The organism is Jatrophihabitans fulvus, assembly GCF_054781375.1.
Genome location: NZ_BAAGUN010000001.1, coordinates 1302488 through 1329009, shown reverse-complemented (window position 1 = coordinate 1329009; position 26522 = coordinate 1302488). Strand labels below are relative to the sequence as shown.

The 26522-nt window shown below is 72.8% G+C and carries 28 protein-coding genes; 14 read left to right on the top strand and 14 right to left on the bottom strand.

Annotated elements, in window-relative coordinates; all coding sequences use genetic code 11:
- Positions 1-2 precede the first annotated feature (2 nt).
- A complete protein-coding gene (locus tag ACYVP9_RS06530) occupies positions 3-272 on the bottom strand; it encodes a helix-turn-helix domain-containing protein (protein WP_460603895.1) in 270 nt (89 codons plus the stop codon).
- 47 nt (positions 273-319) lie between these two features.
- On the opposite strand from ACYVP9_RS06530, the gene map reads away from it, so the two are divergent.
- From map to ACYVP9_RS06510, 4 genes are read left to right on the top strand one after another with little or no spacing between them, the layout of a single operon-like run.
- On the top strand, positions 320-1096 hold the full coding sequence (gene map / locus ACYVP9_RS06525; RefSeq protein ID WP_460603894.1) for a type I methionyl aminopeptidase: 777 nt from the start codon (positions 320-322) through the stop codon (positions 1094-1096).
- The gene (locus tag ACYVP9_RS06520; RefSeq protein ID WP_460603893.1) at positions 1093-1821 is read left to right on the top strand and encodes an alpha/beta fold hydrolase; all 729 of its coding nucleotides are present in this window, start codon (positions 1093-1095) and stop codon (positions 1819-1821) included. The genes map and ACYVP9_RS06520 overlap by 4 nt, the downstream gene beginning before the upstream one ends.
- A 49-nt stretch (positions 1822-1870) precedes the next feature.
- The gene (locus ACYVP9_RS06515) at positions 1871-2794 is read left to right on the top strand and encodes a DMT family transporter (RefSeq protein ID WP_460603892.1); all 924 of its coding nucleotides are present in this window, start codon (positions 1871-1873) and stop codon (positions 2792-2794) included.
- The gene (locus ACYVP9_RS06510) at positions 2775-3461 is read left to right on the top strand and encodes a GntR family transcriptional regulator (protein WP_460603891.1); all 687 of its coding nucleotides are present in this window, start codon (positions 2775-2777) and stop codon (positions 3459-3461) included. Before ACYVP9_RS06515 ends, ACYVP9_RS06510 begins: the two co-directional genes overlap by 20 nt.
- Positions 3462-3483: 22 nt before the next feature.
- Here ACYVP9_RS06510 and ACYVP9_RS06505 read toward each other — a convergent pair whose 3' ends face one another.
- Both ACYVP9_RS06505 and ACYVP9_RS06500 read right to left on the bottom strand, forming a co-directional pair.
- Entirely contained in the window at positions 3484-4641 is a 1158-nt protein-coding gene (locus ACYVP9_RS06505) for an alpha/beta hydrolase (RefSeq protein ID WP_460603890.1), read from the bottom strand.
- Positions 4642-4793: 152 nt separating this feature from the next.
- Complete coding sequence (locus ACYVP9_RS06500) at positions 4794-5819, bottom strand: LLM class flavin-dependent oxidoreductase (RefSeq protein ID WP_460603889.1); 1026 nt, start codon at positions 5817-5819, stop codon at positions 4794-4796.
- 137 nt (positions 5820-5956) lie between these two features.
- On the opposite strand from ACYVP9_RS06500, the gene ACYVP9_RS06495 reads away from it, so the two are divergent.
- From ACYVP9_RS06495 to ACYVP9_RS06470, 6 genes are all read left to right on the top strand, one after another.
- Positions 5957-6409, top strand: coding sequence for a DUF2267 domain-containing protein (locus ACYVP9_RS06495; protein WP_460603888.1), 453 nt, complete (start codon positions 5957-5959; stop codon positions 6407-6409).
- The gene (locus tag ACYVP9_RS06490) at positions 6406-6942 is read left to right on the top strand and encodes a glycine cleavage system transcriptional repressor (protein WP_460603887.1); all 537 of its coding nucleotides are present in this window, start codon (positions 6406-6408) and stop codon (positions 6940-6942) included. The genes ACYVP9_RS06495 and ACYVP9_RS06490 overlap by 4 nt, the downstream gene beginning before the upstream one ends.
- A 243-nt stretch (positions 6943-7185) precedes the next feature.
- Positions 7186-7425 carry a hypothetical protein gene (locus tag ACYVP9_RS06485; protein ID WP_460603886.1) on the top strand — a complete coding sequence of 80 codons (240 nt, stop codon included), beginning with the start codon at positions 7186-7188 and terminating at the stop codon, positions 7423-7425.
- A gap of 142 nt (positions 7426-7567) precedes the next feature.
- Positions 7568-8230, top strand: a complete 663-nt coding sequence (locus ACYVP9_RS06480; RefSeq protein ID WP_460603885.1) for a GntR family transcriptional regulator — start codon at positions 7568-7570, stop codon at positions 8228-8230.
- Positions 8231-8305: 75 nt separating this feature from the next.
- Positions 8306-9328, top strand: a complete 1023-nt coding sequence (locus tag ACYVP9_RS06475; RefSeq protein ID WP_460603884.1) for an aminocyclopropane-1-carboxylate deaminase — start codon at positions 8306-8308, stop codon at positions 9326-9328.
- A 44-nt stretch (positions 9329-9372) separates the two neighbouring features.
- Positions 9373-11730: a transketolase-like TK C-terminal-containing protein gene (locus tag ACYVP9_RS06470; RefSeq protein ID WP_460603883.1), complete on the top strand. Its 2358-nt coding sequence runs from the start codon at positions 9373-9375 to the stop codon at positions 11728-11730.
- Positions 11731-11745: 15 nt separating this feature from the next.
- Here the strand turns inward: ACYVP9_RS06470 and ACYVP9_RS06465 are convergent, their stop codons facing one another.
- The 3 genes from ACYVP9_RS06465 to ACYVP9_RS06455 form a co-directional block, all read right to left on the bottom strand.
- On the bottom strand, positions 11746-12141 hold the full coding sequence (locus tag ACYVP9_RS06465) for a type II toxin-antitoxin system VapC family toxin (protein WP_460603882.1): 396 nt from the start codon (positions 12139-12141) through the stop codon (positions 11746-11748).
- Positions 12128-12358 (bottom strand): FitA-like ribbon-helix-helix domain-containing protein, encoded by a 231-nt coding sequence (locus ACYVP9_RS06460; protein WP_460603881.1) that lies wholly within the window; start codon positions 12356-12358, stop codon positions 12128-12130. Before ACYVP9_RS06460 ends, ACYVP9_RS06465 begins: the two co-directional genes overlap by 14 nt.
- A gap of 177 nt (positions 12359-12535) precedes the next feature.
- On the bottom strand, positions 12536-13759 hold the full coding sequence (locus ACYVP9_RS06455; RefSeq protein ID WP_460603880.1) for an MFS transporter: 1224 nt from the start codon (positions 13757-13759) through the stop codon (positions 12536-12538).
- A gap of 127 nt (positions 13760-13886) precedes the next feature.
- On the opposite strand from ACYVP9_RS06455, the gene ACYVP9_RS06450 reads away from it, so the two are divergent.
- Positions 13887-14399, top strand: a complete 513-nt coding sequence (locus ACYVP9_RS06450; protein ID WP_460603879.1) for a MarR family winged helix-turn-helix transcriptional regulator — start codon at positions 13887-13889, stop codon at positions 14397-14399.
- 187 nt (positions 14400-14586) lie between these two features.
- On the opposite strand, the gene ACYVP9_RS06445 is transcribed toward ACYVP9_RS06450, so the two are convergent.
- From ACYVP9_RS06445 to ACYVP9_RS06430, 4 genes are read right to left on the bottom strand one after another with little or no spacing between them, the layout of a single operon-like run.
- Positions 14587-15786 carry an MFS transporter gene (locus tag ACYVP9_RS06445; protein WP_460603878.1) on the bottom strand — a complete coding sequence of 400 codons (1200 nt, stop codon included), beginning with the start codon at positions 15784-15786 and terminating at the stop codon, positions 14587-14589.
- Positions 15783-18146 carry an excinuclease ABC subunit UvrA gene (locus ACYVP9_RS06440; protein WP_460603877.1) on the bottom strand — a complete coding sequence of 788 codons (2364 nt, stop codon included), beginning with the start codon at positions 18144-18146 and terminating at the stop codon, positions 15783-15785. Before ACYVP9_RS06440 ends, ACYVP9_RS06445 begins: the two co-directional genes overlap by 4 nt.
- 3 nt (positions 18147-18149) lie before the next feature.
- Positions 18150-18590, bottom strand: coding sequence for a VOC family protein (locus ACYVP9_RS06435; protein WP_460603876.1), 441 nt, complete (start codon positions 18588-18590; stop codon positions 18150-18152).
- Positions 18591-18595: 5 nt separating this feature from the next.
- Complete coding sequence (locus tag ACYVP9_RS06430; protein WP_460603875.1) at positions 18596-19045, bottom strand: helix-turn-helix transcriptional regulator; 450 nt, start codon at positions 19043-19045, stop codon at positions 18596-18598.
- A 50-nt stretch (positions 19046-19095) separates the two neighbouring features.
- On the opposite strand from ACYVP9_RS06430, the gene ACYVP9_RS06425 reads away from it, so the two are divergent.
- Positions 19096-19929, top strand: a complete 834-nt coding sequence (locus tag ACYVP9_RS06425; protein WP_460603874.1) for a DNA-methyltransferase — start codon at positions 19096-19098, stop codon at positions 19927-19929.
- A gap of 3 nt (positions 19930-19932) precedes the next feature.
- On the opposite strand, the gene ACYVP9_RS06420 is transcribed toward ACYVP9_RS06425, so the two are convergent.
- The 4 genes from ACYVP9_RS06420 to ACYVP9_RS06405 are packed head-to-tail and all read right to left on the bottom strand — an operon-like array spanning position 19933 to position 23841.
- Positions 19933-20220 carry a DUF1330 domain-containing protein gene (locus tag ACYVP9_RS06420; RefSeq protein WP_460603873.1) on the bottom strand — a complete coding sequence of 96 codons (288 nt, stop codon included), beginning with the start codon at positions 20218-20220 and terminating at the stop codon, positions 19933-19935.
- On the bottom strand, positions 20217-21473 hold the full coding sequence (locus tag ACYVP9_RS06415) for an MFS transporter (protein WP_460603872.1): 1257 nt from the start codon (positions 21471-21473) through the stop codon (positions 20217-20219). The genes ACYVP9_RS06420 and ACYVP9_RS06415 overlap by 4 nt, the downstream gene beginning before the upstream one ends.
- Positions 21470-23119: a sensor histidine kinase gene (locus ACYVP9_RS06410; protein WP_460603871.1), complete on the bottom strand. Its 1650-nt coding sequence runs from the start codon at positions 23117-23119 to the stop codon at positions 21470-21472. The genes ACYVP9_RS06415 and ACYVP9_RS06410 overlap by 4 nt, the downstream gene beginning before the upstream one ends.
- Positions 23116-23841, bottom strand: coding sequence for a response regulator transcription factor (locus ACYVP9_RS06405; RefSeq protein ID WP_460603870.1), 726 nt, complete (start codon positions 23839-23841; stop codon positions 23116-23118). Before ACYVP9_RS06405 ends, ACYVP9_RS06410 begins: the two co-directional genes overlap by 4 nt.
- A gap of 193 nt (positions 23842-24034) precedes the next feature.
- On the opposite strand from ACYVP9_RS06405, the gene ACYVP9_RS06400 reads away from it, so the two are divergent.
- Both ACYVP9_RS06400 and ACYVP9_RS06395 read left to right on the top strand, forming a co-directional pair.
- Positions 24035-24946, top strand: coding sequence for a DMT family transporter (locus tag ACYVP9_RS06400; RefSeq protein WP_460604307.1), 912 nt, complete (start codon positions 24035-24037; stop codon positions 24944-24946).
- 32 nt (positions 24947-24978) lie between these two features.
- The gene (locus ACYVP9_RS06395; RefSeq protein WP_460603869.1) at positions 24979-26391 is read left to right on the top strand and encodes an amidase; all 1413 of its coding nucleotides are present in this window, start codon (positions 24979-24981) and stop codon (positions 26389-26391) included.
- Positions 26392-26522: the final 131 nt, after the last annotated feature.

Sequence of the window (26522 nt, the reverse complement as noted above, 5' to 3'; positions counted from 1 at the left end):
GGTCAGGCGGTGGCCGCGCCGGCGCCCGTCGACGGTTGCACCACGTCGGCGAGCTCGCGCAGGTCGAGCCCGAGCACGGCGCCGAGCGCGGCCACGGTGAAGAAGGCGGGCGTGGCGACCCGTCCGGTCTCGATCTTGCGCAACGTCTCGACGGGAACGTCCGCGGCGGCCGCGATCTCGACCATGCTGCGGTCGCCGCGGGCCTCACGCAGGGCGGCGCCGAGCCGGCGGCCGCGTTCACGCTCGGCGGGGGTCAGGATCGGACGCACCATGACCGTGATAGTAATACCGGTATAACTATCACGGTGAGGAGTGGCGCGTGATCGAGCTGAAGACGGCCGGGGAGATCGAGGCGATGGCGGCGGCGGGCGCGGTGGTCGCCGACGCGCTCGCGGCGGCCCGGGCCGCCGCGGCACCCGGGGTGAGCCTGCTGGAGCTCGACGAGGCCGCGCACCAGGTGCTGCGGGACGCGGGCGCGAGCTCGCCGTTCCTCGGCTACCAACCGCGCTTCGCCGACAGCCCGTTCCCGGGCGTGCTCTGCCTGTCGGTGAACGACGCCGTCCTGCACGGCATCCCGTCGCCCTACCGGCTGCGCGACGGCGACCTGCTGTGCGTCGACTGCGGCGCCACCCTCGACGGCTGGACGGGCGACGCCGCGGTCTCGTTCTGCGTCGGCGCCACGTCGGAGTCCGACGCGTACCTGCTGGAGCGCACGTCGGCCGCGCTCGACGCGGGCATCGCGGCGGCGCAGCCGGGTGCGAAGCTCGGTGACGTGTCGGCCGCGATCGGACGCGTCGCCCGCGAAGCCGGGTTGGGTCTTCATACCGACTTCGGCGGCCACGGTGTCGGGCGCACCATGCACGAGAGCCCGTCCGTCCCCAACGACGGTCGTGCCGGGCGTGGACTGCGGTTGCGCCCCGGCGTGACCGTCGCGATCGAACCGTGGTTCCTCGCCGGGGGGCTGGACGCCTACCGCGTCGACGCGGACGGGTGGACCCTGCGCAGCACGGACGGCTCGAACGGCGCCCACTTCGAGCACACGATCGCCGTGACCGACGACGGGCCGCGCATCCTCACTGCTAGAACGGACGTGTGACTGCACTCGCCACCGAACACTGGGGCACCGACGATCCGTCCGCCCCCCGCGCCCTGCTCGTGCACGGCATCACGTCGTCCGCCGCGACGATGTGGCAGCTGGGGGAGGGGCTCGCCGCGCAGGGATGGTCCGTCACCGCCGCCGACCTCCCCGGGCACGGCCGCACCGGCGCGTGGCCGTCCTACCGCATCACCGACTCGGCCGAGGCCCTCGCCGAGCTCGGCACGCACTGGGACCTCTACGTCGGCCACTCGCTCGGCGGCGCCATCGGGACGCTGCTGCTCGCCGGCCACCCCGGTCTCGTCGACCGCGCGGTGCTCATCGATCCTGCACTCAGGGTCCCGGACGAGCGGCTCGAGGTGATGGCCGAGGAGTTCGTCGGCAATCTGCGCACGACCGTCGAGCAGGTCACGTCCGAGCACCCCCACTGGCATCCGCGCACGATCGAGTTGCGCGTGCAGGCGTCGGCGCAGGCCGTGCCGGACGCGATCCGGGCGACGGCGGTCGACAGCCGTCCCTGGGACGTGCTCGACGCGGCCGTGACCGTGACGACGCCGGTGCACGTCCTCGTCGCGTCCGACGGGAGCACGGTGTGGCCGGGGCAGCTGGAGGCGATCGCCGCGAGCAACCCGCGCTGGACGTGGGAGGTCGTCCCGGACACCACGCACTCGGTGCACCGCGACCGCCCGGACGTGGTCCTCGATCGGCTGCTCGAGCGGGCCTGACCTCCGGTCTCGCCGCGGACGGGGCCGATGATTGTGTAACAATGTTCCTGTGAGAGCGATCCTCGCGGTGCTGGTCGCGGCACTGTGCTTCGCCACGACCGGCACGGCGAAGGCCCTCGCCGACACCGGAGCGTCCGCGCTGTCGGTCGGCGCGGGCCGCATCGCCGTCGGCGGTGGCCTGCTCGCCCTCGTCGTGGTGCTGCAACGCGCACCGCGGGGGAGCGCGGCGCCGTCGTCCTCGGCGACGGGGCTGCTGGCGCGCGTGCCGACCGCTGCGGTCGTCGCCCTCGGGTCGCTGGGCGTGCTCGCCTATCAGCCGACGTTCTTCGCCGGCACGTCGTCCAACGGGGTGGCAGTGGGGACCGTCGTCGCGCTGGGGTCCGCGCCCGTCGCCACCGGCGCGCTCGACGCGCTCGTCCGGGCTCGTCGCCCCGAGGGCCGCTGGTACTCGGCCACCGGTCTCGCGTTGGTCGGCCTGGCGCTGGTCGCGGGCGTCGCCGACGGCGGGTTCGGCGACGTGCACGCCGGCATCGCCTGGTCGATCGCCGCAGGGGTGTCGTACTCGCTGTACGCGGTCGCGGCGAAGGAGTTGCTCGACCGCGGGTGGGCCTCGAACCGGGCCATCGGCGTGCTGTTCGGCTGGGCGGCGGCGGTCGCGGCGGTGGCGCTCGTGGCAAGCGGTCCGTCCTGGCTGCTCACCGGGCGCGGGGTCGCGCTCGTCGCGTGGCTCGGCGTCGTCACGACGACCGTCGCGTACCTGCTGTTCGGCTACGGCCTGCGGACGCTGGCGGCGAGCACCGTCGCCACGCTCACGTTGTTCGAGCCGCTGTGCGCGACGGTCCTCGGAGTGGGCGTGCTCGACGAACGGCTCAGCGCGGCCGCGTCGATCGGCATCGTCGTCCTCGGCACCGGCCTGGCCGTGCTGACGCTGCGCCGCCGCGATGCGGAGTCCGGTGTCCCCGCGGCGGCGTGAGGCGCCGCCGGGGCCGACGGGCACTGCACGCCTCACCGACCAGCTGCGGCAGGAGATCCTGCTGGGCAGGCTCCCGTCCGACCACCCGTTGCGCGAGGAGGAGCTCGCCACCGCGCACGACGTCTCGCGGCACACGGTGCGCGCCGCGCTCGCCCGTCTCGCCGACGAGCGGCTGGTGATCGCCGAGCCGTACCGCGGCATGCGGGTCACCGGCTTCACCGACGCCGACGTGCTCGCGCTGCAGCAACTGCGCGGCGCCCTCGAGAGCGAGGCCGTCCGGCTGCTGCGGGCAGCCCACGGCGAGGCCTGGCCGTCGTGGGTGACCGACCCGGTCCGCGCGGCGATCGCCGGCCTCGGCGAACAGGCCGGGGGAGTGGACGACTGGCCGGCCGTCGCCGCCGCCCACGCCGAGATCCACACGGCGCTGGTCGCCGCGTCCGGCAGCGTCCGCATCAGCGAGGCCTACCGCCGGCTGCACTCCGAGATGCTGCTGCTGCTCGTGCAGGTGCGCCCCGACTACACCGTGGCGGGGCTCGTCACCGAGCACGAGCGCTACCTCGACGACGTGCAGCGCCGCGGCACCCCGGCGGTGCGCGAGCACCTCGACCACAGCACCGAGTTGATCGTCCGCGCGCGGGGTTCGATGCCGCGCGGTCCCACGCCCTGACGACCGGAGCCGTCGGACAGGGTCACGGGCCGGCGTCCCGGTCGGCCCGCACCTCCAGGGCGCGATCGAGAAAGCCGATGACCCGCTCGGTCCATCGGTGCGGCGCGGTGGTGAGCCCGTGCGTGTGGGTCGCGCCGCGCACCGTCCACGTCGTCACCCGCGCCGGGGCGGCCGAAGCCAGGTAGGCCGCCGCCTCGGACTCGTCGACACCGTCTCCCGCCGCGATGAGCAGGAAGCGCGCGCAACACGTCCGGGCGATGGCGTCGTGCAGGGTCCCGGGTTGCCGCGCCGGACTCAGCAGCGCCGCGGTGCGGTACGTGAGCCAGTCGAGGCCACGCTGGATCGTGCCCGCCACCCCGGTGGGGAGGTAACCGGCCTTGTCGGCCGCCGTGCGGTGCGTGGCACCCTCCGCGACGACCGCTCGTACTGCGTGTTCGGCAGCGGCGACACCGATCGCCTCCTCGCCGCCCATCGACAGTCCGAGCACTCCGATGCGGGACGGGTCGATGCCCGCGCGCTGCTGCAGGAAACCCACGGCGGCCGACAGGTCCTCGTCGCCGGACCACCCGGCGTCCATGGCCTGGCCGCCACTGCGTCCCTGGCCTCGCGGGTCGACCATCAGGACGCCGTACCCGTGGTGGTTCAGCACCGCTGCCTGCCCGAGCGTCGCAGTGCGATCGGACCCCGAGCCCGGCACCGTGACGACCGCCCGGTGGTTCGCCGCCGGGAGGTACCAGGCCGAGAGCCGGACGCCGTCACGCGTGCGGAAGGCGACGTCCTCTGAGGCGAGGCCGCGGTCGCGCGGCGTCTGCGAGCCGGGCGCCGTGCGCGGCGCCCACGAGAGGGCGACACCCTGCGCCATCGAGAAGGCCAGCAGCAGGACGACCAGCGAACCCGGGACGAGCCACAGCCGGCGCCACCGTCGCAGGGCGCGCCACAGCGTGTGCCACGCGAACGCCAGGACCGCCACCCCGGCGGCGAGGACCAGCACACCGACGACGCCGGCGCGCAGGCCGTCCTTCGCCAGGTGGCGCACGGCGACCCCGGCGCCGAGCGCCGTGACGACCGTCCCGAGCAGGACGACAGGGACGCTGACCCACACCGGGTGACGCCGCGCGAACGCACGCGGTGCCGAGGCGGCCGCCGGCTCGGGGGCCGGCGCCCGGCCATCGACCTGCATCGCCGGCGTCCTCACGTCGAGGTGGCGCGGGCTCGCCGCACACTCCTGACGAGCCCACCGCGACGCGAGCAGATGGGGGAGGGGCCGAGGTCACAGGACGACCGGGCGGTCCGCCGCTGGCCGGGGACGGAGGTCCGGATCTCGGCCTGCGGTCACACCGACGCGACGCGCGGGGCGACCTCGCCGAGCAGTTCGATGCCGCGCAGCAGGTCGCCGTGCGCCAGCCGCGGGTTGGTCATCTGGATGGACACCCGGTCGACCCCGCCGAGCTGGTCCGACACCCGCAGCAGCTTGGCGGCGATGTCGTCGGGGGAGCCGAGGAAGAACGCCCCGTCCGGCCCGCTGGTGGCGTCGAACTGCGCCCGGTTCGGCGGCGGGAAGCCGCGCTCGCGCGAGACCTTGGTGAACATCTCGTGCCACCCGGGGTAGATCGTGTCGGCGGCCTGCTCGCGGCTCTCGCCGACGTAGCCGAAGACGTGCAGTCCGACCTGGAGGGTCTCGGGCGCGTGGCCGGCCTGGGCGCCCGCCCGCCGGTAGAGGTCGACGAGCGGCGCGAAGCGGCGGGGCTCACCACCGATGATCGCGACCATCAGGGGGAGTCCGAGCAGGCCCGCGCGGACGAACGACTCCGGGGTACCGCCGACGCCGACCCAGATCGGGAGCGGGTCCTGCACCGGGCGCGGGTACACGCCCTGCCCGGTGAGCGCGGGACGGTGACGTCCGGACCACGTCACGTGCTCGGACTCGCGGATCCGCAGCAGCAGCTGCAGCTTCTCGTCGAACAGTTCGTCGTAGTCGGCGAGGTCGAGGCCGAACAGGGGGAACGCCTCGGTGAACGATCCGCGGCCGACGACGAGGTCGATGCGGCCGCCGGAGATGAGGTCGAGCGTCGCGAACTGCTGGAACACGCGTACCGGGTCGTTGGCCGACAACACGGCGACGGCGCTGCCGACCCGGATGCGCGACGTGCGCGCGGCGGCCGCGCCGAGGATGACCGGCGGCGCCGAGTCGTAGTACTCCTCGCGGTGGTGCTCGCCGATGCCGAACGAGTACAGCCCGACCTCGTCGGCCAGCGCGATCTCCTCGAGGAGATGCGCCATGCGCTCCGCCGGTCCGACCACGTGGCCGGTCGACGGATCGGTCACCTGCGAGACGAAGCTGTCGATGCCCAGATGCACCCCGCGGAATCTACGCGGCCCGCGTCCTAGGGTCAGGTCGTGACCGGAAGGCCGTCGCTCCCGACCGGCCGCGCGGTGGCGGCCGACGACGGGACGGACCTGCAGCGGTGGACGCGCGAGCCAGGAAGGAGTCGCTGATGCCCTACCCGTTCGCCTACGCCGAGGCGTCGCAGGTGTTCCAGGACGTCCTCGTGGACGTGCGGCGCGAGACGGCGGTCGTCACGAAGAATCAGGCGTACACCGTCCTGCAGGGTGTGCTGCTGGTGTTCCGGCGCCGCGTCGACCCGCAGACGTCGCTGCGGGTCGCAGACCTGCTGCCGGTCACGGTGCGCGCGCTGTACGCGTCCGACTGGGATCTCGACGAGCCGCGCCGGTCGTTCGCGGATCCGCTCGAACTCGCCCGCGAGGTCCGGTCGCTGCGGTCGAGGCACAACGCCGCCCCGGACACCTGCGTGGCCGACGTGGTGCGAGCGCTGCGCCGGCACGTCGATCTCGCGAAGCTGGACGCGCTGCTCGACAGCCTGCCGGCGGAGGCCGCGGGATTCTGGCGTCCGGACGCGGGACCCGATGCCCTAGCCTCACCGTCGTGACCGACCTCGTCCTGACGTTCATCGGCGACGACCGCGCCGGACTCGTCGCGTCGGTGTCGAAGGTCGTCGAGCAGCACGGCGGCAGCTGGCAGCGCAGCGCGTTGTCCCGCCTGGCGGGCAAGTTCGCCGGCGTCGTCCTGGTGTCGGTGCCGGCGTCCGGCGTCGCCGCACTGGAGGGGGAGTTGGCCGCCCTGGCCGACCACGGTCTCGACGTCACGATCACCCACAGCCGGGACACCGCCACGCCGGCGCACACCTGGACGGTCAGCCTGCTCGGCCAGGACCGCACCGGCGTGGTCGCCGAGATCTCCACCGCGCTCGCGCGCCACGGCGTCGGCATCGAGTCGCTGCAGAGCGACGTCCGTGACGCGCCGATGTCGGGCGGCACCCTGTTCGAGGCGAGCATCGTCATCTCGGTCCCCGACCACGTGGCCGAGGCCGACGTCCGCGGCGAGCTCGAACGCCTCGGCGACGAACTGCTCGTCGACATCGACCTCGACACCGAGCCGGACGCCGAACCCACCGACTCCTGACGCGCGCCGTGACCGGACGCGACGGTGCGACCGTCGACAGTGCATCGTGGCCCGCAGGCGCACGGAGTGTCGCGCCTGTTCGCGATGCACCGACCTCAGCGGCCCGCCGGGCACGCTCCACGGGGCGGGGTCCGAGCTCGCGCAGATGACATAATGTGCATTATCGGCACTAGGCGAAAGTCGCGCCGGGTCCTCGACCATCTGCCGATGCGGGACCAGCGCCCGCGACGGTGTCCTGGACACATGTCCTCGGAGAACCGGCCCGCAAAGACGAACGTCGACTCGCTGCAAGGATTCATCCTCGTTGCCGGCATCTACGAAGGCGCGCTGCCGTTCCTGAGCCGAGTGTTCGACTGGCACCCTTTCCTCGCCTTCCCGACACGGCTGGACGCGCCGTGGTGGTGGCTGGTGTCCGCCGTCGCCCTCGTCGTGGCCGTCGTGCTCATCCTCGTGCTCGAGCGCGTGAAGGACCCGGCGCCCTGAACGGCCTCGCCCGCCTGAGCCCTTTCCGGCTCGCCGCGCCCAGGTCTTGCCCGGCCGACGCCTCGGACGTCCCCCTGACATAACGTGCGTGGCCCGGCCGTCCGGTTGACAGCGCAGCCGGTGCTGATGTGCAATATATTGCATGCCGGTGCCGTCCAGTCAGGGTCTTGTCGCGAAGTCGCTGCTGCGGGACGACGCGTTCCGCGCGATTCGCGACGCGATCGTCGACGGGACGCTGGCGCCCGGCGAGCGCCTCAACGACGGCGACCTCATCGCGTGGCTCGGCATCAGCCGTACGCCGATCCGCGAGGCACTGGCGCGGCTCGAGCAGGCGGGTCTCGTCCAGACGAAGCCGGGCCGCTTCACGATCGTGAGCCCGCTGGACGTCCGCGAGACCCGCGCGGCGCAGTCCGTCGCCGCCGCGATGCACGAGCTCGCCGTCCGCGAGGCCGTGCCGCAGTTGACGGCCGCCGACATCGACGCCATGCGCGCGGCCAACGACCGCTTCGCCGCGGCGCTGCGGGCCGACGACGTCGACGCCGCCGTGGCGGCCGACGACGACTTCCACGGCGTGGCGGTGCAGGTGTGCGGCAACTCCGTCGTCCGCGCCGTGCTCGACCAGGTGACACCGCTGGTGCGGCGGGCCGAACGGGTGCGCTTCGCCTCGCTGACCGGCCGCGGTTCGGTGGCCCAGCACGCCGCGATCATCGCGCTGTGCGAGGCCGGCGACGCCGAACGCGCCGGCACGGAGTCGCGGGCCAACTGGCACACGCTGCAGCTGCTGCCCGACGACGACCGCGGCTGACCGCGACCGACCACGGGCGCCGTCCGCCGCACCCACCCGACCACCGACCCGTCCGCCCGAACCCGAGGAGAACGCATGCCCATCACCGACTTCCCCCGCCAACAGCTCACGTTCGGCCCGAGCCCGGTGCATCCGCTCGAACGGCTGAGCGCCCATCTCGGCGGCGCCTCGGTGTGGGCCAAGCGCGAGGACTGCAACTCCGGGCTCGCGTACGGCGGCAACAAGACCCGCAAGCTCGAGTACCTCGTGCCCGACGCGCTGGCCCAGGGCGCCACCCACCTGGTGTCGATCGGCGGCGTGCAGTCGAACCACACGCGCCAGGTGGCCGCGGTCGCGGCGAGGCTCGGGTTGCAGGCCGTGCTCGTGCAGGAGAGCTGGGTCGACTGGCCCGACGCCGTCAACGACCGCGTCGGCAACATCCTGCTGTCGCGCATCATGGGCGCCGACGTTCAGCTCGTCGAGGCCGGGTTCGGCATCGGGTTCAAGGACAGCTGGGAGCAGGCCCTCGCGAACGTCCGCGACCAGGGCGGTGTCCCGTACGCCATCCCGGCCGGCGCGTCCGACCACCGTCTCGGCGGGCTCGGCTTCGCCAACTGGGCGTACGAGGTGCAGCAGCAGGAGCGCGAACTCGACGTCTTCTTCGACACGATCGTCGTCTGCAGCGTCACCGGTTCGACCCACGCCGGCATGATCGCGGGCTTCGCCGCGCTCGAGGACGCCGGCGGACGGCCGCGGCGGGTCATCGGCATCGACGCGTCCGCGAAGATCGACGAGACGCGCGCGCAGGTCGCCAAGATCGCCCGCAACACCGCCGGGCTCATCGGCCTGGACCGCGACCTGCGCGAGGACGAGATCACCGTGCTCGACGGCTGGGCCGGCGACTACTACGGCATCCCAGTCGAATCGACGCTCGACGCCATCCGGCTGACCGGACGGCTCGAAGGCATGATCATCGACACCGTGTACGAGGGGAAGTCGATGGCCGGGCTGATCGACCTGGTGACGCGCGGCGACATCGGCCCGGACTCGAACGTGCTCTACGCCCACCTCGGTGGCCAGCCCGCGCTCAACGCGTACAGCGCCCTGTTCCGCAACTAGCAGACCCCTCCCCTCCCCTGCCCGACCCGACGGTGAGGACACCCGTGCCCGACAGCGACACGCCCGACCTCGACGTGCTCGACACGATCCAGCGACGCGTGCTCTGGCTCGCCACCCGCATCGTCGACGCGGCGAACCACGACCGCGTCACCGGTGACGACGTGAAGGTCGGCGGCCACCAGGCGTCCAGCGCGAGCCTGGTGACCGTCATGACCGCGCTGTACTTCGCGCACCTCGACGCAGCGGACCGCGTCAGCGTCAAACCGCACGCGTCACCGGTGCTGCACGCGATCCAGTACCTGCTCGGCAATCTCGAGCGGCGCTACCTGACCACGCTGCGCGGGTTCGGCGGCCTGCAGTCGTACCCGTCGCGCACCAAGGACCCCGACCAGGTCGACTTCTCCACCGGGTCGGTCGGGCTCGGCGCGGCCGCACCGTTGTTCGCGGCGGCGACGCGCCGCTACGTCGACGCGCACTTCGGTGCCCGTCCGGCCAGCCGTTTCGTCGCCCTCATCGGCGACGCCGAACTGGACGAGGGCAACATCTGGGAGGCGGTGTCCGACCACGCCACCGAGGGGCTCGGGGCCGTCACGTGGATCGTCGACGTGAACCGCCAGTCGCTCGACCGCGTCGTGCCCGGAACGCGTATCGCGCAGTGGAAGAACCAGTTCGAGGCCGCCGGCTGGCACGTGCAGGAAGCCAAGTACGGCGCCCGGCTCGAGGACGCCTTCGCCCGTCCGGGCGGGAGCGCCTTGCGGACCTGGATCGACGCCATGCCCAACGAGCACTACCAGTCGCTGTTCGGGATGGCGGCCCGGGACGTGCGTGAACGTTTCCTCGACGGTGCACCCGACGACGTCGCCGCCCTGGTCGCCGATCACGACGACGACGAACTCGCGCGCCTGGTCACCGACCTCGCCGGGCACGACCTGCGGACGCTGCTCGAGGTGCTGGACCGGTGCGACGAGGAGAAGGACCGACCCAGCGTCGTCTTCGCGTACACGATCAAGGGCTGGGGGCTGCCGATCGCGGGCAACCCGCGCAACCACTCGGCCCTGCTGACCAGCGCCCAGGTCGACGAGTTCCGTATCGCGAACGGCCTCACCCACGCCGACGAGTGGGACCGCTTCGACCCCGACACCCCGGCGGGCCGGTGGATCGAGCGGACGCAGGGACGCCTGACCCGTCCGCCCCGCACACCCGCGCCCGCGGTCGTGGTGCCCGAATCCGTCCACCTGCGCACCCCGCGACCGATGTCGACCCAGGAAGCGTTCGGACGGGTGCTGGTCGACCTGTCGCGGGACGAGGCGGTCGCGCCGTACCTGGTCACGACGGCGCCCGACGTCGCCACCTCGACGAACCTCGCCGGGTTCATCAACCGCACGGGCGTGTTCAGCCCGGACGAGCGCAGGTCGTGGAGCGAGGACGCGGGCCTGAAGTGGCGTGAAAGCCCTACCGGACAGCACATCGAGCTGGGCATCAGCGAGATGAACCTGTTTCTGCTGCTCGGCCAGCTCGGCCTGTCCTGGGACCTCTCGGACCAGCCGTTGCTGCCGATCGGAACCGTGTACGACCCGTTCGTGCTGCGCGGTCTCGACGCGTTCGTGTACGGCGTCTACTCCGGCGCCCGGTTCGTCGTGGCGGGCACGCCGTCGGGGGTGTCGCTCGCGCCCGAGGGCGGTGCGCACCAGTCGACGATCACGCCGTCGGTGGGGCTCGAACTGCCGAACACGACGACCATCGAACCGGCGTACGCGGCCGCCCTGGACTGGCTGATGTGCCACGCGCTCGGCTCGATCGCCGCGGCGAACGCCCACCCCGCCGCCCCCGACTCCGAGTCCGGTTCCTACTACTTCCGGCTGACGACGCGGGGCATCGACCAGGAACCGTTCGCCCGCGCCCGCGAGCGCGTGGGCGACGCGGTGCTGCGCCGTCACGTGCTCGCCGGCGGCTACCGCCTCGTCGACGCGACCGAGCAGGCGCGCACGGGTGCCCCGGAGGTCGCGCTGGTCGGTGCGGGGGCCGTCCTGCCCGAGGTGCTGGCCGCGGCCGCCGAACTGAGCGACGAGGGCATCGCCGCGCACGTCGTCGACGTGACGTCGGCCGACCGGCTGTACGGCGACTGGCAGCGCAGCGTCCGCCGTGCCGTCCGCACCGCGTCGACCCCGGACGTCGCGGGGTCGCTGCGCGCCGCGTTCCCGGCAGGTGCTCCCCTGGTCACCGTGCACGACGCCGCGTCGCACAGTCTGAGCTGGCTGGGCACGGCGTTGGGTGTGCCCGGCATCAGCCTCGGCGTCGACAGCTTCGGCCAGTCGGGCTCGGTGAGCGAGCTCTACCGCGCCCACGACCTCGACGCGGGCTCGATCGTCAACGCCGCTCTCGCCGCGCTGGCCGGCCGATGACCTGGTGCTCTCCGGTCAGTCGGTGAGCACCTCGATGCTGCACGTCGTGCCGGGCGCGCCCGCCATCGCGCCGTCCGCCGTCAGCAGCGGCACCTGGAGCAGTTCCGCAAGCGCGACGTAGGCGGCGTCGTACACGGTCAGGTTGGTCCGCAGTTCCCAACACCGTCGCAGCAGGTGCGCGTGGGCCACGCGTTCCAGGGGCAGGTCCGCAAGATCCTTCAGCGCAAGGGTCGCTCGGCGGTCGGTCAGTTTTCCCGCCAGGGCTTGCCCGCGCAACACGGACGCCACCTCGAGGTCGACCAGCTCGGGGGCAGCCAGGTGTTCGGATGCCAACCGCTCCCGCGCCCGCTCACCCGAAACACCGTCGTCGCTCAACGCGGGCGCGAGCACGCTGGCGTCAACGACGATCACGGTCGGAGCGCAGCGTGGCGACCGCGTCGTCGAACGTCACGGAACCGCCGGTGCGGTTGCCGGCCGTGGTCAGCACCTCGGCCACCGTCGGCCGACTGGCCTCGGCGATGAGCTTCGATCGCAGATACTCCTGAAGCGACTGGTGCGCTTGGGCGGCGCGCACCTTGAGCACGCGGTGCGTCTCTTCCGGCACGTCCTTGATCTGCACACTCGGCATGGCGCCATTGTGGCGCCAGTGCATACGTTTCACAATCAGAGGGCGGAGCGTTCAACGTAGGTCGGGCAACCGTTGGCGTCGACACCGGTGGCAATGACCTCGCTACGGCTCATGACGCGAAGCTACCGAGGCCACCGGGTACTGATCCGAGTTGTCCACAGGCCCTGACGTGCCGCGTCAGCCGGCGAGGGTGAGCTCCTCGCGGCGCAGGTGCCGGATGGAGCCGTGCAGTCGCTTCGCGCCGACGACGGCGATCGCGCAGACCGCGATCTGCAGGACGATGAACCCGGACGGCGCGCCGAGGGCGAGCAACGCACCGGACAGGCCCGGACCGACGGCGGTGGCGAGCGTCTGGGCACCGGTGACGGCCGCGAGCGTCCGTCCGACGGCACCCTCGGGCGCGAGCGCGGCGGCCAGCGGTGTGAGCACCGGGGCGAGCATGGTCTCGCCGATGCTGAACAGCGCGTACCCGCCGATCACGAGGCTGCCGGCGAGACCGCCGGACAGCATCGGGATGCCCAGCACGACCCAGACGCCGATCCACATCAGCCCGCACAGCGCGAGCAGCCGCGCCGGCGACACGTGCCGGGTCATGCGCACGACGGGCGCGGTGAGCACACCGACGAGCACGGCATTGACGGCCACAGCGGTGCCGAGCGTGGCCGGGTCGACGTCGAGCACCGACAGCGCGTAGGCCGGCAGCCCCGAGTCGTACTGCGCGTAGCAGGCAAGCGTCAGCAGCACGGTGACCGCGAGCATCCAGCGCACGCCGGGTGCGCGCAGCACCGTCCGATAGCCGACGGAGTCCTCGATGCGGACGTCGGCCGCCGCGGGTGCGGTGCCCCGGCCGGCCCGTCCGACGAGCAGGGCGCTGGCGAGCGAGCACAGCGCGGCGAAGGCGTACGCCGGACGCGCGCCGGTCGCGTGGGTGAGGTCGACGACGTGGCCGCCCACCACTCCCCCGAGCGCAAGACCCAGGTTGAGTCCGATGAACTGCCATGCGAACACGTCGCGCCGCTTGGCGACCGGCGCGAGCTCGAGCACCATCACCGACACGGCGGGCTGGACGATCGCCAGCGACGCCCCGTACCCGATCGCCGCAAGCGCCAGGACGGGCAGGCCCTGCGCCAGCATGATCGCGACGATCGTGGCGACCATGGCCAGCCGCGCGACCGTGGCCACGACGGCCGGACGAGACCGGTCGGCGAGCCGTCCGGCCCACGGCGCCGCCACCAGCGAGCCGATCGCGAACGCGGTGAAGGTGATCGCCGCCGAGGCGGCACCGAGCCCACGCGCGTCGGCGATGTCGGCGTAGAGGAAGGGCAGCACGGCACCCCACCCGACGGAACCGAGCGAGGCGCCGACGAGCAGGACGGTCAGGCGGGTGGTGCGGGAGGACACGGAGAGCTCACACTTCGATTTGAAACTTGCACTTCGAACTTCGATATCGAAACTGTAAGCGTTGCCGATGCGTCGTTGTTCCCGGGACGCGCGCGCGGTGATCCCGTTCACCCGTAGGGTGCGGGTCATGTCGCGGACCCCGTGGGCGGAGTACGAGCGGGCGGTCCGCGTCTACACCGAGGCCGGCGCCGGCGAGACCGTGCAGCGCATCGTGACCGCCATCTCACGGCTCTCCCGCCGCCTGGACGTCTACTACAGCGAGCGGTTCGACGCGATCGACGTCTCGCGCACCGAGTGGCCGGTGCTGCAGGCGCTCGCGGTCGCCGGACGCCACGGCACGGTCACGCCGTCCGCGCTGGCCGAGTCGGCCGGGGTGTCGGCGTCCACGATGACCCATCGGCTCGACCGCATGGTCGAGCGCGGCCTGGTCGAGAGACACCCCGACCCGACGAACCGCACCCGCTCGCTCGTGTCGCTCACGCGCGCCGGCTGGGAGCTGTTCCGTACCGCCGTGCTCGAGGTCGAGACCGAGGAGACCGAGATCCTCGCGCCGCTCACCGATGCCGAGCGCGCCACCCTGGCCCGGTTGTTGGAGAAGGCACTCGCGGGCGACACCCCGAAGCGCGACCGCCGCCGCTGAGGCCGGCCGCGACTCCATATCGGCTAGGACGGCGGGGCCTGAAGATCACCACGCCGGACGGATCTTCAGGCGTCCCCGGCGCCAGGGCACCCGACCAGCCTGAAGATCACCACGCCGGACGGATCTTCAGGCGTCTCCGGCGCCAGGGCACCCGACCAGCCTGAAGATCACCACGCCGGACGGATCTTCAGACGGCGCGCGCAGGCTGCGCACTCGGTAGCGGACGGGCGGCCGGCACCACGAGCAGCGCCAGCACCGAGACACCGCCGACGGTGAGCAGCGCCGGCAACACCCCGAAGTGGTCGCCGAGGAAGCCGAGCACCGGCGGTCCGGCGAGGAAGGCGAGGTAACCGATGGTCGACACGACGCTGAGCCGCAGCGCCGCGCGGCGCGGGTCGTCGGCGGCCGCCGACATGCCCACCGGGAAGCCGAGGCTGGCGCCCAGTCCCCAGATCGCCGCCCCGAGATAGGCGATCGGTGCCGGGGCGGCGACCACGACGACGCAGCCGACGATCGCGGCGACGAACAGCACGCTGAGGACCGGGATGCGGCCGTACCTGTCGAGCAGTTGCGTGCCCAGGATGCGTCCGAGGGTCATGAACGACAGGAACACCGCCAGGGCCACCACGCCCAGCGCCTCGCTGACGTCGTGGCCGTCGACGAACGCGACCGCCATCCAGTCGTTGGCGGTGCCCTCGGCGAAGGCGGCGGCGAGCACCACCAGACCGATGAGCAGCGTCCGCGGTTCGAGCCACGCCGAACGTGCCCGGGGTCCGGCGGCGGCCGCGGCGGGGTCGTCCGGTTCGTCGAATGCCGGCACGAAGCGGCTCGTGCCCCACACGATGAGCACGAGGCCGATCGCGACGACCACACCGAGGTGTGCGACCAGCGGCGCCTCGAGGTAGGTCAGCAGGGCGCCGACGAGGGCGCCGAGGACGGTGCCGAGGCTGAACGCGGCGTGGAACCAGGGCATGATCGCCCGACCGAGGCCGCGCTCGACGACGCTGCCCTCGAGGTTCTGCGACACGTCCCAGATGCCGGTGCCCAGCCCGAGCAGGAACAGACCCGGCATCACCGGGAAGGGTCCGGAGTCGAACCAGACCCCGACCGCCGCGAGGAACGTGCCGGGCAGGGCGACGAACGCCCCGAGGCGGACGGCCTTCACCGCTCCGTGGCGGTGCGCGATGCGGCCGGCCGCGGGCAGGCCGAGCACCGCACCCATCGAGATGGACAGCAGCAGGATGCTGAGCCGCCCCGGGGACAGCTCGAGGTCGGACTTCACGTCGGGCACCCGCGACATCCACGACGCGAACGCGAACCCGTTCGTGCCGAACACGAGCAGCGTGCCGTTGCGGGCGCGCAGCGTCCGCCCCTCGACCGCCGTCATGCAGTTGCCCCGACGTAGGCGGCGAGATGCTGCCCGGTGAGGGTGCTGCCGTCGGCGGCGAGCTCGGCCGGGGAACCCTGGAACACGACGCGTCCGCCGTCGTGCCCGGCACCCGGCCCGAGATCGACGATGTGGTCGGCGTGCGCCATGACGGCCTGGTGGTGCTCGATGACGATCACCGACCGTCCGCCGTCGACGAGCCGGTCGAGCAGGGCGAGCAGGTGTTCGACGTCGGCCAGGTGCAGGCCGCTCGTGGGCTCGTCGAGCACGAACACGCTGCCCTTCTCGCCCAGGTGTGCGGCGAGCTTGAGCCGCTGCCGTTCACCGCCGGACAGCGTCGTCAGCGGCTGGCCCAGCGTGATGTAGCCCAGGCCGACGTCGACGAGCCGCTGGGCGATGCGCAGCGCCGCGGGCACCGCCGCGTCGTCCGCGGCGAAGAACGCGGCGGCGTCGTGCGCGGACATCGCGAGCACCTCGCTGATGTCCTTGTCGCCCAACCGGTACTCGAGCACCGTTGCGTCGAACCGCCTGCCCTCGCAGACCTCGCACGGGGTCGCCACGCCGGCCATCATGCCGAGGTCCGAGTAGACGACGCCGGCGCCGTTGCAGTGCGGGCAGGCGCCCTCGCTGTTGGGGCTGAACAGCGCGGGCTTGACGCCGTTGGCCTTCGCGAACGCCTTGCGGACGGGTTCGAGCAGCCCGGTGTAGGTGGCCGGGTTGCTGCGCCGCGACCCCTTGATCGGCGTCTGGTCGACGACGACCACGCCGTCCCGCCCTGCGACCGAACCGTGGACGAGAGAACTCTTGCCGGATCCCGCCACGCCGGTGAGCACCACGAGCACACCGAGCGGGATGTCGACGTCGACGTGCTGCAGGTTGTGCAGATCGGCGCCGCGCACCTCGAGCACGCCCGAGGCGGTGCGGACGGCCGGCTTGAGCACGGCACGGTCGTCGAGGTGACGTCCGGTCAGCGTGGTCGATCTCCGCAGCCCCGCGACGGTGCCCTCGTAGACGATCTCGCCGCCGGAACTGCCCGCACCCGGGCCGAGGTCGACGACGTGGTCGGCGATCGCGATCGCCTCGGGTTTGTGCTCGACGACGAGGACGGTGTTGCCCTTGTCCCGCAGCTGCAGCAGCAGACCGTTCATGCGCTCGATGTCGTGCGGGTGCAACCCGACCGTCGGCTCGTCGAAGACGTAGGTGACGTCGGTGAGCGCCGACCCGAGCTGTCGGATCATCTTGGTGCGCTGCGCCTCGCCACCCGACAGCGTGCCGGACGGGCGGTCGAGCGACAGATAGCCGAGCCCCACGGCGACGAACGAGTCGAGCGTGTGCCGCAGCCGGTCGAGCAGCGGGGCGACGGACGGTGCGTCCAGTTCTCCTACCCACTGCGCCAGGTCACTGATCTGCATGGCGCAGACGTCGGCGATGCTGCGGCCGCGGATGGTCGAGGACCGTGCCGCCTCGGTGAGCCGGGTGCCGTCGCACTCGGGACAGGTCGTGAAGGTGACGGCGCGGTCGACGAACGCGCGCACGTGCGGCTGCAACGAGTCCTTGTCCTTCGCCAGCACCATCTTGCGCAGCTTGCTGATCACGCCCTCGTAGGTGAGGTTCACGCCCTCGACCTTGATGCGGGTGGGCTCGCCGTCGAGAAGTCTGTCGAGCTCGCGCTTCGTGAACCGACCGACCGGTTTGTCCATTGGCAGGCCGGCGCCGGCGAAGATGCGCCCGTACCAGCCGTCCATGCTGTAGCCGGGCACGAGCAGCGCACCGTCGGCCAGCGACAGCGACGGGTCGTAGATCGCGGTGAGGTCGATGTCGCTGACGGCGCCACGACCCTCGCAGCGCGGACACATGCCGCCGACGACCTCGAAGCTGCGCCGTTCCTTGACCTGACGCCCGCCCTTGGACGTGGTGACCGCCCCCGCACCACGCGCTGACGCGACGTTGAACGAGTAGGCCATCGGCCCGCCGATGCTCGGTTCGGCGAGCCGGCTGAACAGGATGCGCAGCATCGCGTTGGCGTCGGTCGCGGTGCCGACGGTCGAGCGCGGGTCGCCGCCCATGCGCTCCTGGTCGACGATGATCGCCGTCGTCAGCCCCTCGAGCACGTCGACGTCCGGACGGGCCATCGACGGCATGAAGCCCTGCACGAACGCGCTGTAGGTCTCGTTGATCAGCCGCTGCGACTCGGCCGCGACGGTGCCGAACACGAGGGAGCTCTTGCCCGACCCCGACACCCCGGTGACGACGGTGAGCCGCCGCTTCGGCAGCTCGACGCTGACGTCCTTGAGGTTGTTGGCGCGCGCGCCGACCACGCGGATCACGTCGTGGCGGTCGGCAGGTCGGGGGGACGGCATCGCTCAGTCGGCTCCGTTGCTGTCGGTGGTGGCGCGACGGGACTGGTTGACGCGCACCATCGTGCCCGCGGGGTCGCGCACCGCGAAGTCGCGCACGCCCCACGGCTGGTCGGTGGGCTCCTGGACGATCTCGGTGCCCGCCGCCTCGATGCGCGCGAACGCGCCGTCGAGGTCGGAGGTCTCGAAGACGACGGTGGCGAAGGTGCCCTTGGCCATCATGTCGGAGATCGTGCGGCGCTCGTCGTCGGTGATGCCGGGGTTGGCGCCGGGTGGGCTCAGCACCACGGAGATGCCCGGCTGGCGCGGGGAGCCGACGGTGATCCAGCGCATGGCGCCCTGACCGACGTCGTTGCGCACCTCGAGATCGAGCATGTCGCGGTAGAAGGCCAGCGAGGCCTCCGGGTCGTCGTGCGGCAGGAAGGTGATGTGAAGGTCGAGGTCCATGCCGGTCACGCTAGGTGCAGCCCGACAGCGGGCGCTTCTCGATTCCTGATCGGTCGCGTGACCTGCCTGCTGACGCACGCGGGCAGTCCCTCGGCCGCTCCGGCGGCCCGCCGCGAGTACTCGCTCGGCGAGACCCCGACCAGCTCGGTGAAGCGGGTGCTGAAGGTGCCGAGCGAGGAGAACCCGACGGCGAAGCACACGTCGGTGACGGTCAGCCCTCCGACGCGAAGCAGGGCCATCGCCCGCTCGATGCGGCGCGTCATCAGGTACGAGTACGGCGGCTCGCCGTAGGCGCGGGCGAACTCGCGGCTGAGGTGCCCCGCCGACACGTGCTCGCCGGCCGCGAGGGCCTCGACGTCGAGGGGCCGCGTGTATTCCCGGTCGATGCGGTCACGCACCCGTCGCAGCCGGGCGAGGTCGCTGCGCCGTTGCGCGTCGTCGGCCCGGGCGGTCACGCCGGCGATCGTCCCACGGACGGCCGACAGCGCTTCGCTACGTTCGTCGGGTGGATCCGGACCGCGACCTGGTCGTGCACGGCGACAACGCCGACGTGCTGCCCACGCTGCCCGACGGCGGGTTCCAGCTGATCTACGCCGACCCTCCGTTCAACACCGGGCGGACGCAGGCGCGGCACGCGATCCGGACCGTCCGCTCGGAGACCGGCGACCGCATCGGCTTCCAGGGCCGCAGCTACGAGACGATCAAGGGTCTCGTGACGCAGTACGACGACACGTTCGCCGACTACTGGGCGTTCCTCGAACCGCGGCTCGTCGAGGTCCGGCGGTTGCTGGACCCGTCCGGCACGTTCTACCTGCATCTCGACTACCGCGAGGTGCATTACGCGAAGGTGCTGCTCGACGCGCTGTTCGGCCGTGAGTGCTTCCTCAACGAGATCATCTGGGCCTACGACTACGGCGCCCGCTCGAAGTCACGCTGGCCCTCGAAGCACGACACGATCCTCGTGTACGTGAAGGACCCGAAGCGCTACCACTTCGACTCCGAGGCGGTCGACCGCGAGCCCTACATGGCACCCGGGCTCGTCACGCCCGAGAAGGCCGCGCGCGGCAAGCTGCCGACGGACGTCTGGTGGCACACCATCGTCTCCCCCACCGGACGGGAGAAGACGGGCTACGCGACCCAGAAGCCCGAGGGAGTGCTGCGCCGCATCGTGCAGGCCTCGTCGCGCCCCGGCGATCGCGTGCTCGACCCCTTCGCCGGCAGCGGCACGCTCGGCAAGGTGGCCGCCGACCTCGGTCGTCGTTTCGCGCTGATCGACAGCAACCCGGCGGCGATCGAGGTCATGCGGAAGCGACTGCCGGACGGCACCCGCTTCGTCTGAGCGTCACACCCCGTCGACGATGCGGATCTCGCGGCGGGCGCCGTCGCCGAGTGCCGCCAGCGCCTGCTGGTAGCCCTCGCTGTCGTACGCGGCGCGGGCGGCCTCGACCGAGGGGAACTCGATGAGCGCCACCCGCAGCGGCCGCGCCTCCTCCAGCGTGTGGGCAGGGTTGCCGCGGGCCAGGAACCGTCCGCCCGCCGCGCGGATCGCCGGGCCGGCCAGCTCCGCGTAGCGCTGCAGTCTCGTCTCGTCCGTGATCTCGACGAAGGTATTGATCCAGTAAGCGGTCATACGGACGAGTGTCCCGCGTGCTCCGGGGCGACGTCGTCGAAGGACGCCCGCCGGTACGGGGTGCAGGCCACGAGGAGGCCGACCACGACGAACCCGCCGGCGGCGACGACCAGCACCGGACGAAGTCCCACCGCGTCGGCGAGCAGCCCGCCGAGCGGTGCCCCCAGGACGATCATGGCCCGGTTGGTCGAGCGGAGGTTCGCGTTCATCCGCGCCTGCAGCCGGTCCGGGGTGACGAGCTGGCGGTACCCGAGCTCGTTGGCGTTCTGCACGCCGAGCGCGGCCCCGAGCAGCAGTTGTCCCGCCGCGAACGGCCACCACGTGCCGGGAGACGCGAGCACGAGCAGGCCGACCGCGAGACCGGCGGCGACGTACCCGGTGATCACGACCCGTCCCGGCCCGAACCGGGTCCCGAGCGTCGGGGCCAGGATGCTGCCGCCGACCGCGCCGGCGCCGGCCAGTGCGGTGAGAACGCCGAACCCCGCGGCACCGAGGTCGAGCGTCCGCAACGCGAACACCGGCACCACCGCGCCCGTCGCGGCCCAGAAGACGAACCACACGTGCGAACCGGCGGCGTACCAGCGCAGCACCGGGTGGGCGTAGGTCCAGCGAAGCCCTTCGGCCGCTTCGGTGCCGATGCCCCGCAGGGACGGCCGACGCCCGGGCGGCTCCTCGATACGGATCCGTCCGACCAGCGCAGCCGCGACGAGGTAGCTGGCAGCGTCGACGACCACGGCCCCCGGTGCGGTGAGCAGCGCGACGAGACCGCCCGCCACCGCGGGTCCGCCGGCCTGCGCGACGGCGTCGCTGGCGTCGAGCCGCGAGTGGGCGTGCGGCAGCCGTCGCGGCGGCACCAGCCGCGGGATCATCGATTGCCACGCGGCGTCGTTGACCACCGACAGCAACCCGAAGACCACCATCACCGCGACGAGCGACCCGAGCGACAGCACGTCGAGCAGGGCGAGCAGCGGGATCACGAGCAGCAGCAGGCCGCGTGCCGCGTCGACGACCACCAGGATCGGACGCCGCCGCGCGCGGTCGACGAGCACGCCCGCGACCACTCCCAGCACGAGGTAGGGAACCCACCGCGCCGCGGACACGACACCGACCTCGGTGGCGCCCTCGTGCAGCACCTGCACGACGATGACCGACAGCGCGAGCGTGGTGACGTACGTGCCGAACGACGACACCGTGAAGGCCGTCCAGAAGCGGACGAAGTCGGGACGGTGCCGTAGCCGGTCCGGGCCGCTCACCCCTGTGGGAGGACGACCACGGCGCAGGTGCCGCCGTCCGCCCCGTCCCCGAGCGCGAGCGAACCACCCATCGCCTCGGCCAGACCCAGCGCGAGCATCAGACCCAGCCCGACGCCGTCGCCGCTGCGGTCGGGATGGCACTGGAACGGCTGGAACAACCGCTCGCGGACGCCGGGCGCGATGCCCGGCCCGTCATCGCTCACCTCGAGCCGGACGGTGTCGCCGCTCGCGCCGGCGCGGACGGTCACCACGCCGGCCGGGCCGCTGTAGCGGATGCCGTTGGACACCAGGTTGATGAGCACCTGCCGCAGCCGGCGCCGGTCGGCGCGGACCGTCGCGGCACCTGGTGCCCGCCGCACCCGCACGCCGTAGCGGTCGGCGACCGGCGCGAGGAACGCGACGACCTCGTCGAGCAGGGCCTCGGCGTCGACCGGCTCGGGGCAGAGCGGCAGGGCCCCGGCCTCGATGCGGGCGAGGTCGAGGGTGTCGTCGACCAGCGACAGCAGGTGGCCGGCGCCGTCCCCGATGTGCCGCAGCGCCTGCTCGCGTCGCGCGGCGTCGAGCTCGAGGGTGCCGAGCAGCTCCGCGAACCCGGTGATGGCCTGCAGCGGGGTGCGCATCTCGTGGCTCACCGCCGAAAGGAACTCCGACTTCGCGCGGCTCGCGGCCTCGGCGCTGCGCCGGGCGAGCTCGGCCTCGAGCCGCGCCTGCCGTTCGCGTTGGGCGGCCCGGCGCGCGGTGACGTCGAGAACGGTGGCGCTCAGCTGCACGGGTTCACCCTCGGCGCCGCGCACCAGCGACACCGTGGCCACGACGACGGTCTCGGGCCCGTCGTCGCGCCGGACGGTGCGCACCTCGGCATGGCTGCTGCGCTCGCGTCCGCCCGCGACCCGGCGGACGGCGGCAGCGAACCGCGGCCGGTCGTCCGCATCGACGTGGTCGGCGAGGGCGGTGCCGACCAGGTCGCCGGCGTCCCGGCCGAGCAGGTCCTGCAGCGCGGCGTTCGCGCTCGTCACCCGTCCGTCGGTGTCGAGCAGGGCCAGGCCGACGGCGGTGTCCTCGAACGCGCGTCGGAACCGCTCCTCGCTGACGGTCAGGCGGCGCACCATGCCCGCGTGCTCGATGGCGACCCCGGCGAGGCCGGTGAGGTGGGCGACCACCCGACGCTCGCGGCCGTCGGGCTCGTGGACGTGCCGGTGGTAGACGGCGAACGTGCCGGTGACGTCACCGTGGGCGCCGAGGATGGGCGACGACCAGCAGGCGCGCAACCCGGCGGCGTCGGCGAGATGCCGGTACCGCGCCCAGCGCGGATCGGTGTGCACGTCGCGGATCACGACCGGACGGGCGCCGTAGGCCGCCGCCCCGCACGCACCCTCGTCCGGGCCGGGCGCGAGACCGTCGATCGCGGACGAGTAGTCGGCCGGCAGGCTGGGCGCCGAACCGTGGCGCAGCACGCCGCCGTCGAGCAGCAGCAGCGAGCACGCGCTGCCGGGCAGCAGCCGCTCGAGCGTGCCGGTGATGACGTCCAGAACCGCGGGCAGCGGCGACCCCGACGACATGCGGGCCAGCACCTCGCTCTGGCACGCGAGCAGCGTCTCGGTGTCGGCCCGCTCCTCGCGGGCATCGCGTTGGGCGACGGCGGTCATGGGGTGGCCTCGTCCCCGTCCGGCGGCTCGAACTGGTAGCCGACGCCCCGGACGGTGCGCAGGGCCGGCACCCGGTGGCCCGTGCCCAGCTTGTGCCGCAGCCGGTGCACGTGCTCGGTGACGGTGGCCTCGCCCTGCCAGTCGGACGACGACTGCCACACCTGTGCCAGTAGCTGCGCCCGGGTGAACACGTGGCGCGGGTGGGCGGCGAGGAACGCGAGCAGGTCGAATTCGCGGGCGGTGAGCTCGACGCGGGTGCCGTCGTGCGTCACCTCGCGCGACGCCGGGTCGATGGTCAGCGCGCCGGCCTCGATGCGGGCCGGCCGCAGCGTGCCGCGGCTGCGCCGCAGCAGCGAGCGGACCCGTGCCTCGAGCTCGCCCGGCGAGAACGGCTTGACGAGGTAGTCGTCCGCACCCTGGTCGAGGCCGACGATGCGGTCGGTCTGCCCGCTGCGCCCGCTGAGCACGATCACCGGCAGGTCGGCCGGCGCGGCGGTGGCGCCGTCGCGCACCTTGCGCAACACGTCCAGCCCGCCGATGCCCGGCAGCGACAGGTCGAGCACCACGAGATCCGGACGGTCGTCGCCGAGCCGCGCGACCGCGCTGCCGCCGTCGCCCGCCTGCGCGACCGTGAACCCCGCCGCTTCGAGCTGCCACGCGACCACCGTGCGCACCCCGTCGTCGTCGTCGACGACCAGCACGCGTCCCGCGTTGTCGGACACGACCACCCCGCATCGCCGTCGCGGCGTCGACCGCCGCTGTGACCCGGGGCACAGAGTAGACGGTGCGGCCCGGGGCGGGATGTGTTCCCGACGCCCGCAGGTTGTCCCCGGGTCGGCCACCGCCGGTGGCGACAGGAAGGATGTGCGCGTGAACCATCCCTCGACCGCCCGCGGCCGCGACGCCACGCTGCTCGTGGCCTTCGCCGCGGCACTGTGGGGCCTCGACGGCCTGCTCCGCAAACCGCTGGCCACCGACCTGGACGCGGGCACGGTGGTGCTCTGGGAGCACCTGATCGTGACCGCGCTTCTCCTGCCGGTGCTGCCGGGAGCGCTCCGTGCGTTCGCGACGCGCTGCACGCGCCGCGAGCAGCTCGCCGTCGTCGTCATCGGCGTCGGATCGTCGGCGGTCGCCACGGCACTGTTCACGGAGTCCTTCGCCCTCGCCGGGGCGAGCGGTGACTACATCACCCCGCTGGTGCTGCAGAAGCTGCAACCGGTCTTCGCCGTCCTGCTCGCGGTGGTGCTGCTGCACGAACGGCTGCGCGCCCGTTATGCGCTGTACGCCGTACCCGCGCTCGCGGGAGCGTGGCTGCTGACCTTTCCCCACCCGTCCGACGTGCAGGTCTCGGCCCTGAAGCCGGCGCTGTTCGCGATCGGCGCGGCCGTGCTGTGGGCGGCGGGCACCGTGTTGGGACGGCTGGTGTCGGCATCCCTGACCTGGCGCGAGACCACCGCGCTGCGGTTCGCGTTCGGCCTGGTCGGGGCGGTCGCGGTCGTGCAGGTGACGGACGCCGCCTGGACGCCGGGCTGGGGCAACATGACCGGCCTCGTGCTGCTCGCCCTCATCCCGGGCCTGATCGCGCTCGCCATCTACTACCGGGGCCTGCGCTCGACGGCGGCGTCGCGGGCCACCCTGGCCGAGCTGGCCTTCCCGGCCACCGCGGCGCTCGTGGGCGTGTGGTTCCTCAACGACCGGACGTTCACCGGCACCCAGTGGGTCGGGCTGGCGGTCGTCGCCGTCTCGGTGGTCGCCCTCGGCTGGAACGAGCAACGCCGTCGCCCGGCCGTGGCCGCGCCCGAGCCGGAGCGCGTCCTCTCGGGCTGACACCTAAGTGACCGGTGGGTAACATCCGGCTCATGACGGAGCCCCGACGCCGCGTCCACGCCTTCACCGACGACGCGCTCGGCGAGCACGACGCCGTCGGTCTCGCCGAGCTGGTCCGGCGGGGCGAGGTCAGCCGCGAGGAGCTGGCCGCCGCGGCGGCCGCGCGCTCGCGGGCCGTGGAACCCACGCTGCACGCCATCGCCTTCGACCTGCGCGACGAGCCGCGCTACCCCGAATCACGCGACGGCGCGCTCGACGGCGTCCCCACGTTCGTGAAGGACAACACCGATGTCGGCGGGGTGCCGACCAACCACGGCAGCGAGGCCTACACCGCCCGTCCGGCCAAGAAGGACGGCGCGTACACGCGGCAGTACCGCAGCACGGGGATGACCGTGCTCGGCAAGTCGCGGATGCCCGAGTTCGGCTTCAACGCCACCACCGAGTTCATGACCGGCCCGCCGACGGTGAACCCGTGGCACACCGGCCACTCGGTGGGCGCGTCGTCCGGCGGGTCGGCCGCGATGGTCGCCGCGGGCGTCGTCCCCATCGCCCACGCCAACGACGGCGGCGGGTCGATCCGCATCCCCGCCGCGAACGCCGGCCTGGTCGGGCTCAAGCCGTCCCGTGGCCGGCACGTCGACGGCGAGCAGGCCCGGCAGCTGCCGATCAACATGGTCAGCGAGGGCGTCGTCACGCGCACCGTCCGCGACACCGCGGCCTTCGTCGCCGCCGCCGAGGACCACTGGCGCAACCCGAAGCTGCCGCCCGTCGGCCTCGTGACCGGGCCCGCTCAGCGGCGGCTGCGGGTCGGGCTGATCGAGACGTCGGTGACGGGTGCGCCGGTCGACCCGGCCGTGCGCGATGCGCTGCTGTCGACGGCGAAGCTGCTGGAGCAGGAGGGGCACATCGTCGAGCCGATCGACCTGCCCGTCACCGAGCAGTTCGCCGCCGACTTCGTGCAGTACTGGGCGCTGCTGTCCGAGCTGGTCGTCGCCACCGCGCGCCTCGTGCTCGACCGCGGCTTCGACGCGTCCCGGTGCGACGGGCTCACCCGCGGGCTGCGCGCGTTCCACCGGCGCCACCTGCACCGCACGCCGGGCGCGATCCGCCGGCTGAAGAAGGTGCCCGACCAGTGCGCGAAGCTCGTGCAGCAGGGCGGCGAGGTCGTGCTCTCGCCGGTGCTCGCCCGCACCGCTCCGCCGCTGGGGTGGATCTCCCCCACCGTGCCGTACGACGAGCTCATCGACCGGCTGATCAACTACGTCTCCTACACCCCGCTGCACAACATCTCCGGTCAGCCGGCGATCTCGCTGCCGGCCGGGCTGACGGACGACGGCCTGCCGACCTCGGTGATGCTCTCGGCCGCGCACGGCGACGAGCGGACGCTGATCGAGCTGGCGTACACGCTCGAGGCGGCCCGGCCGTTCCCCCGCATCCAGGACTGACCTCCCGCTTCCCCGGCCCGCTCGGCCCCATGTCAGCGCCGCGGGTGGGTTGCTCGGCCCCATCGCAGCGCCGCCACGGAGATCAACTGGCGACGCTGCCATGGGGCCAGGCGGCCTGTCGGGTGCTACGA

Excerpts from the sequence above, each read along its gene's own strand:
- ACYVP9_RS06450 (WP_460603879.1), top strand. The coding sequence starts at position 13,887 with ATGTCGCGGACCCCGTGGGCGGAGTACGAGCGGGCGGTCCGCGTCTAC.
- ACYVP9_RS06410 (WP_460603871.1), bottom strand. The coding sequence starts at position 23,119 with ATGACCGCCGTCGCCCAACGCGATGCCCGCGAGGAGCGGGCCGACACC.
- ACYVP9_RS06495 (WP_460603888.1), top strand. The coding sequence starts at position 5,957 with ATGCCCTACCCGTTCGCCTACGCCGAGGCGTCGCAGGTGTTCCAGGAC.
- ACYVP9_RS06435 (WP_460603876.1), bottom strand. The coding sequence starts at position 18,590 with ATGGACCTCGACCTTCACATCACCTTCCTGCCGCACGACGACCCGGAG.
- ACYVP9_RS06420 (WP_460603873.1), bottom strand. The coding sequence starts at position 20,220 with ATGACCGCTTACTGGATCAATACCTTCGTCGAGATCACGGACGAGACG.
- ACYVP9_RS06475 (WP_460603884.1), top strand. The coding sequence starts at position 8,306 with ATGCCCATCACCGACTTCCCCCGCCAACAGCTCACGTTCGGCCCGAGC.
- ACYVP9_RS06445 (WP_460603878.1), bottom strand. The coding sequence starts at position 15,786 with ATGACGGCGGTCGAGGGGCGGACGCTGCGCGCCCGCAACGGCACGCTG.
- ACYVP9_RS06485 (WP_460603886.1), top strand. The coding sequence starts at position 7,186 with ATGTCCTCGGAGAACCGGCCCGCAAAGACGAACGTCGACTCGCTGCAA.
- ACYVP9_RS06480 (WP_460603885.1), top strand. The coding sequence starts at position 7,568 with ATGCCGGTGCCGTCCAGTCAGGGTCTTGTCGCGAAGTCGCTGCTGCGG.
- ACYVP9_RS06460 (WP_460603881.1), bottom strand. The coding sequence starts at position 12,358 with ATGCCGAGTGTGCAGATCAAGGACGTGCCGGAAGAGACGCACCGCGTG.
- ACYVP9_RS06530 (WP_460603895.1), bottom strand. The coding sequence starts at position 272 with ATGGTGCGTCCGATCCTGACCCCCGCCGAGCGTGAACGCGGCCGCCGG.
- ACYVP9_RS06395 (WP_460603869.1), top strand. The coding sequence starts at position 24,979 with ATGACGGAGCCCCGACGCCGCGTCCACGCCTTCACCGACGACGCGCTC.
- ACYVP9_RS06440 (WP_460603877.1), bottom strand. The coding sequence starts at position 18,146 with ATGCCGTCCCCCCGACCTGCCGACCGCCACGACGTGATCCGCGTGGTC.
- ACYVP9_RS06505 (WP_460603890.1), bottom strand. The coding sequence starts at position 4,641 with ATGCAGGTCGATGGCCGGGCGCCGGCCCCCGAGCCGGCGGCCGCCTCG.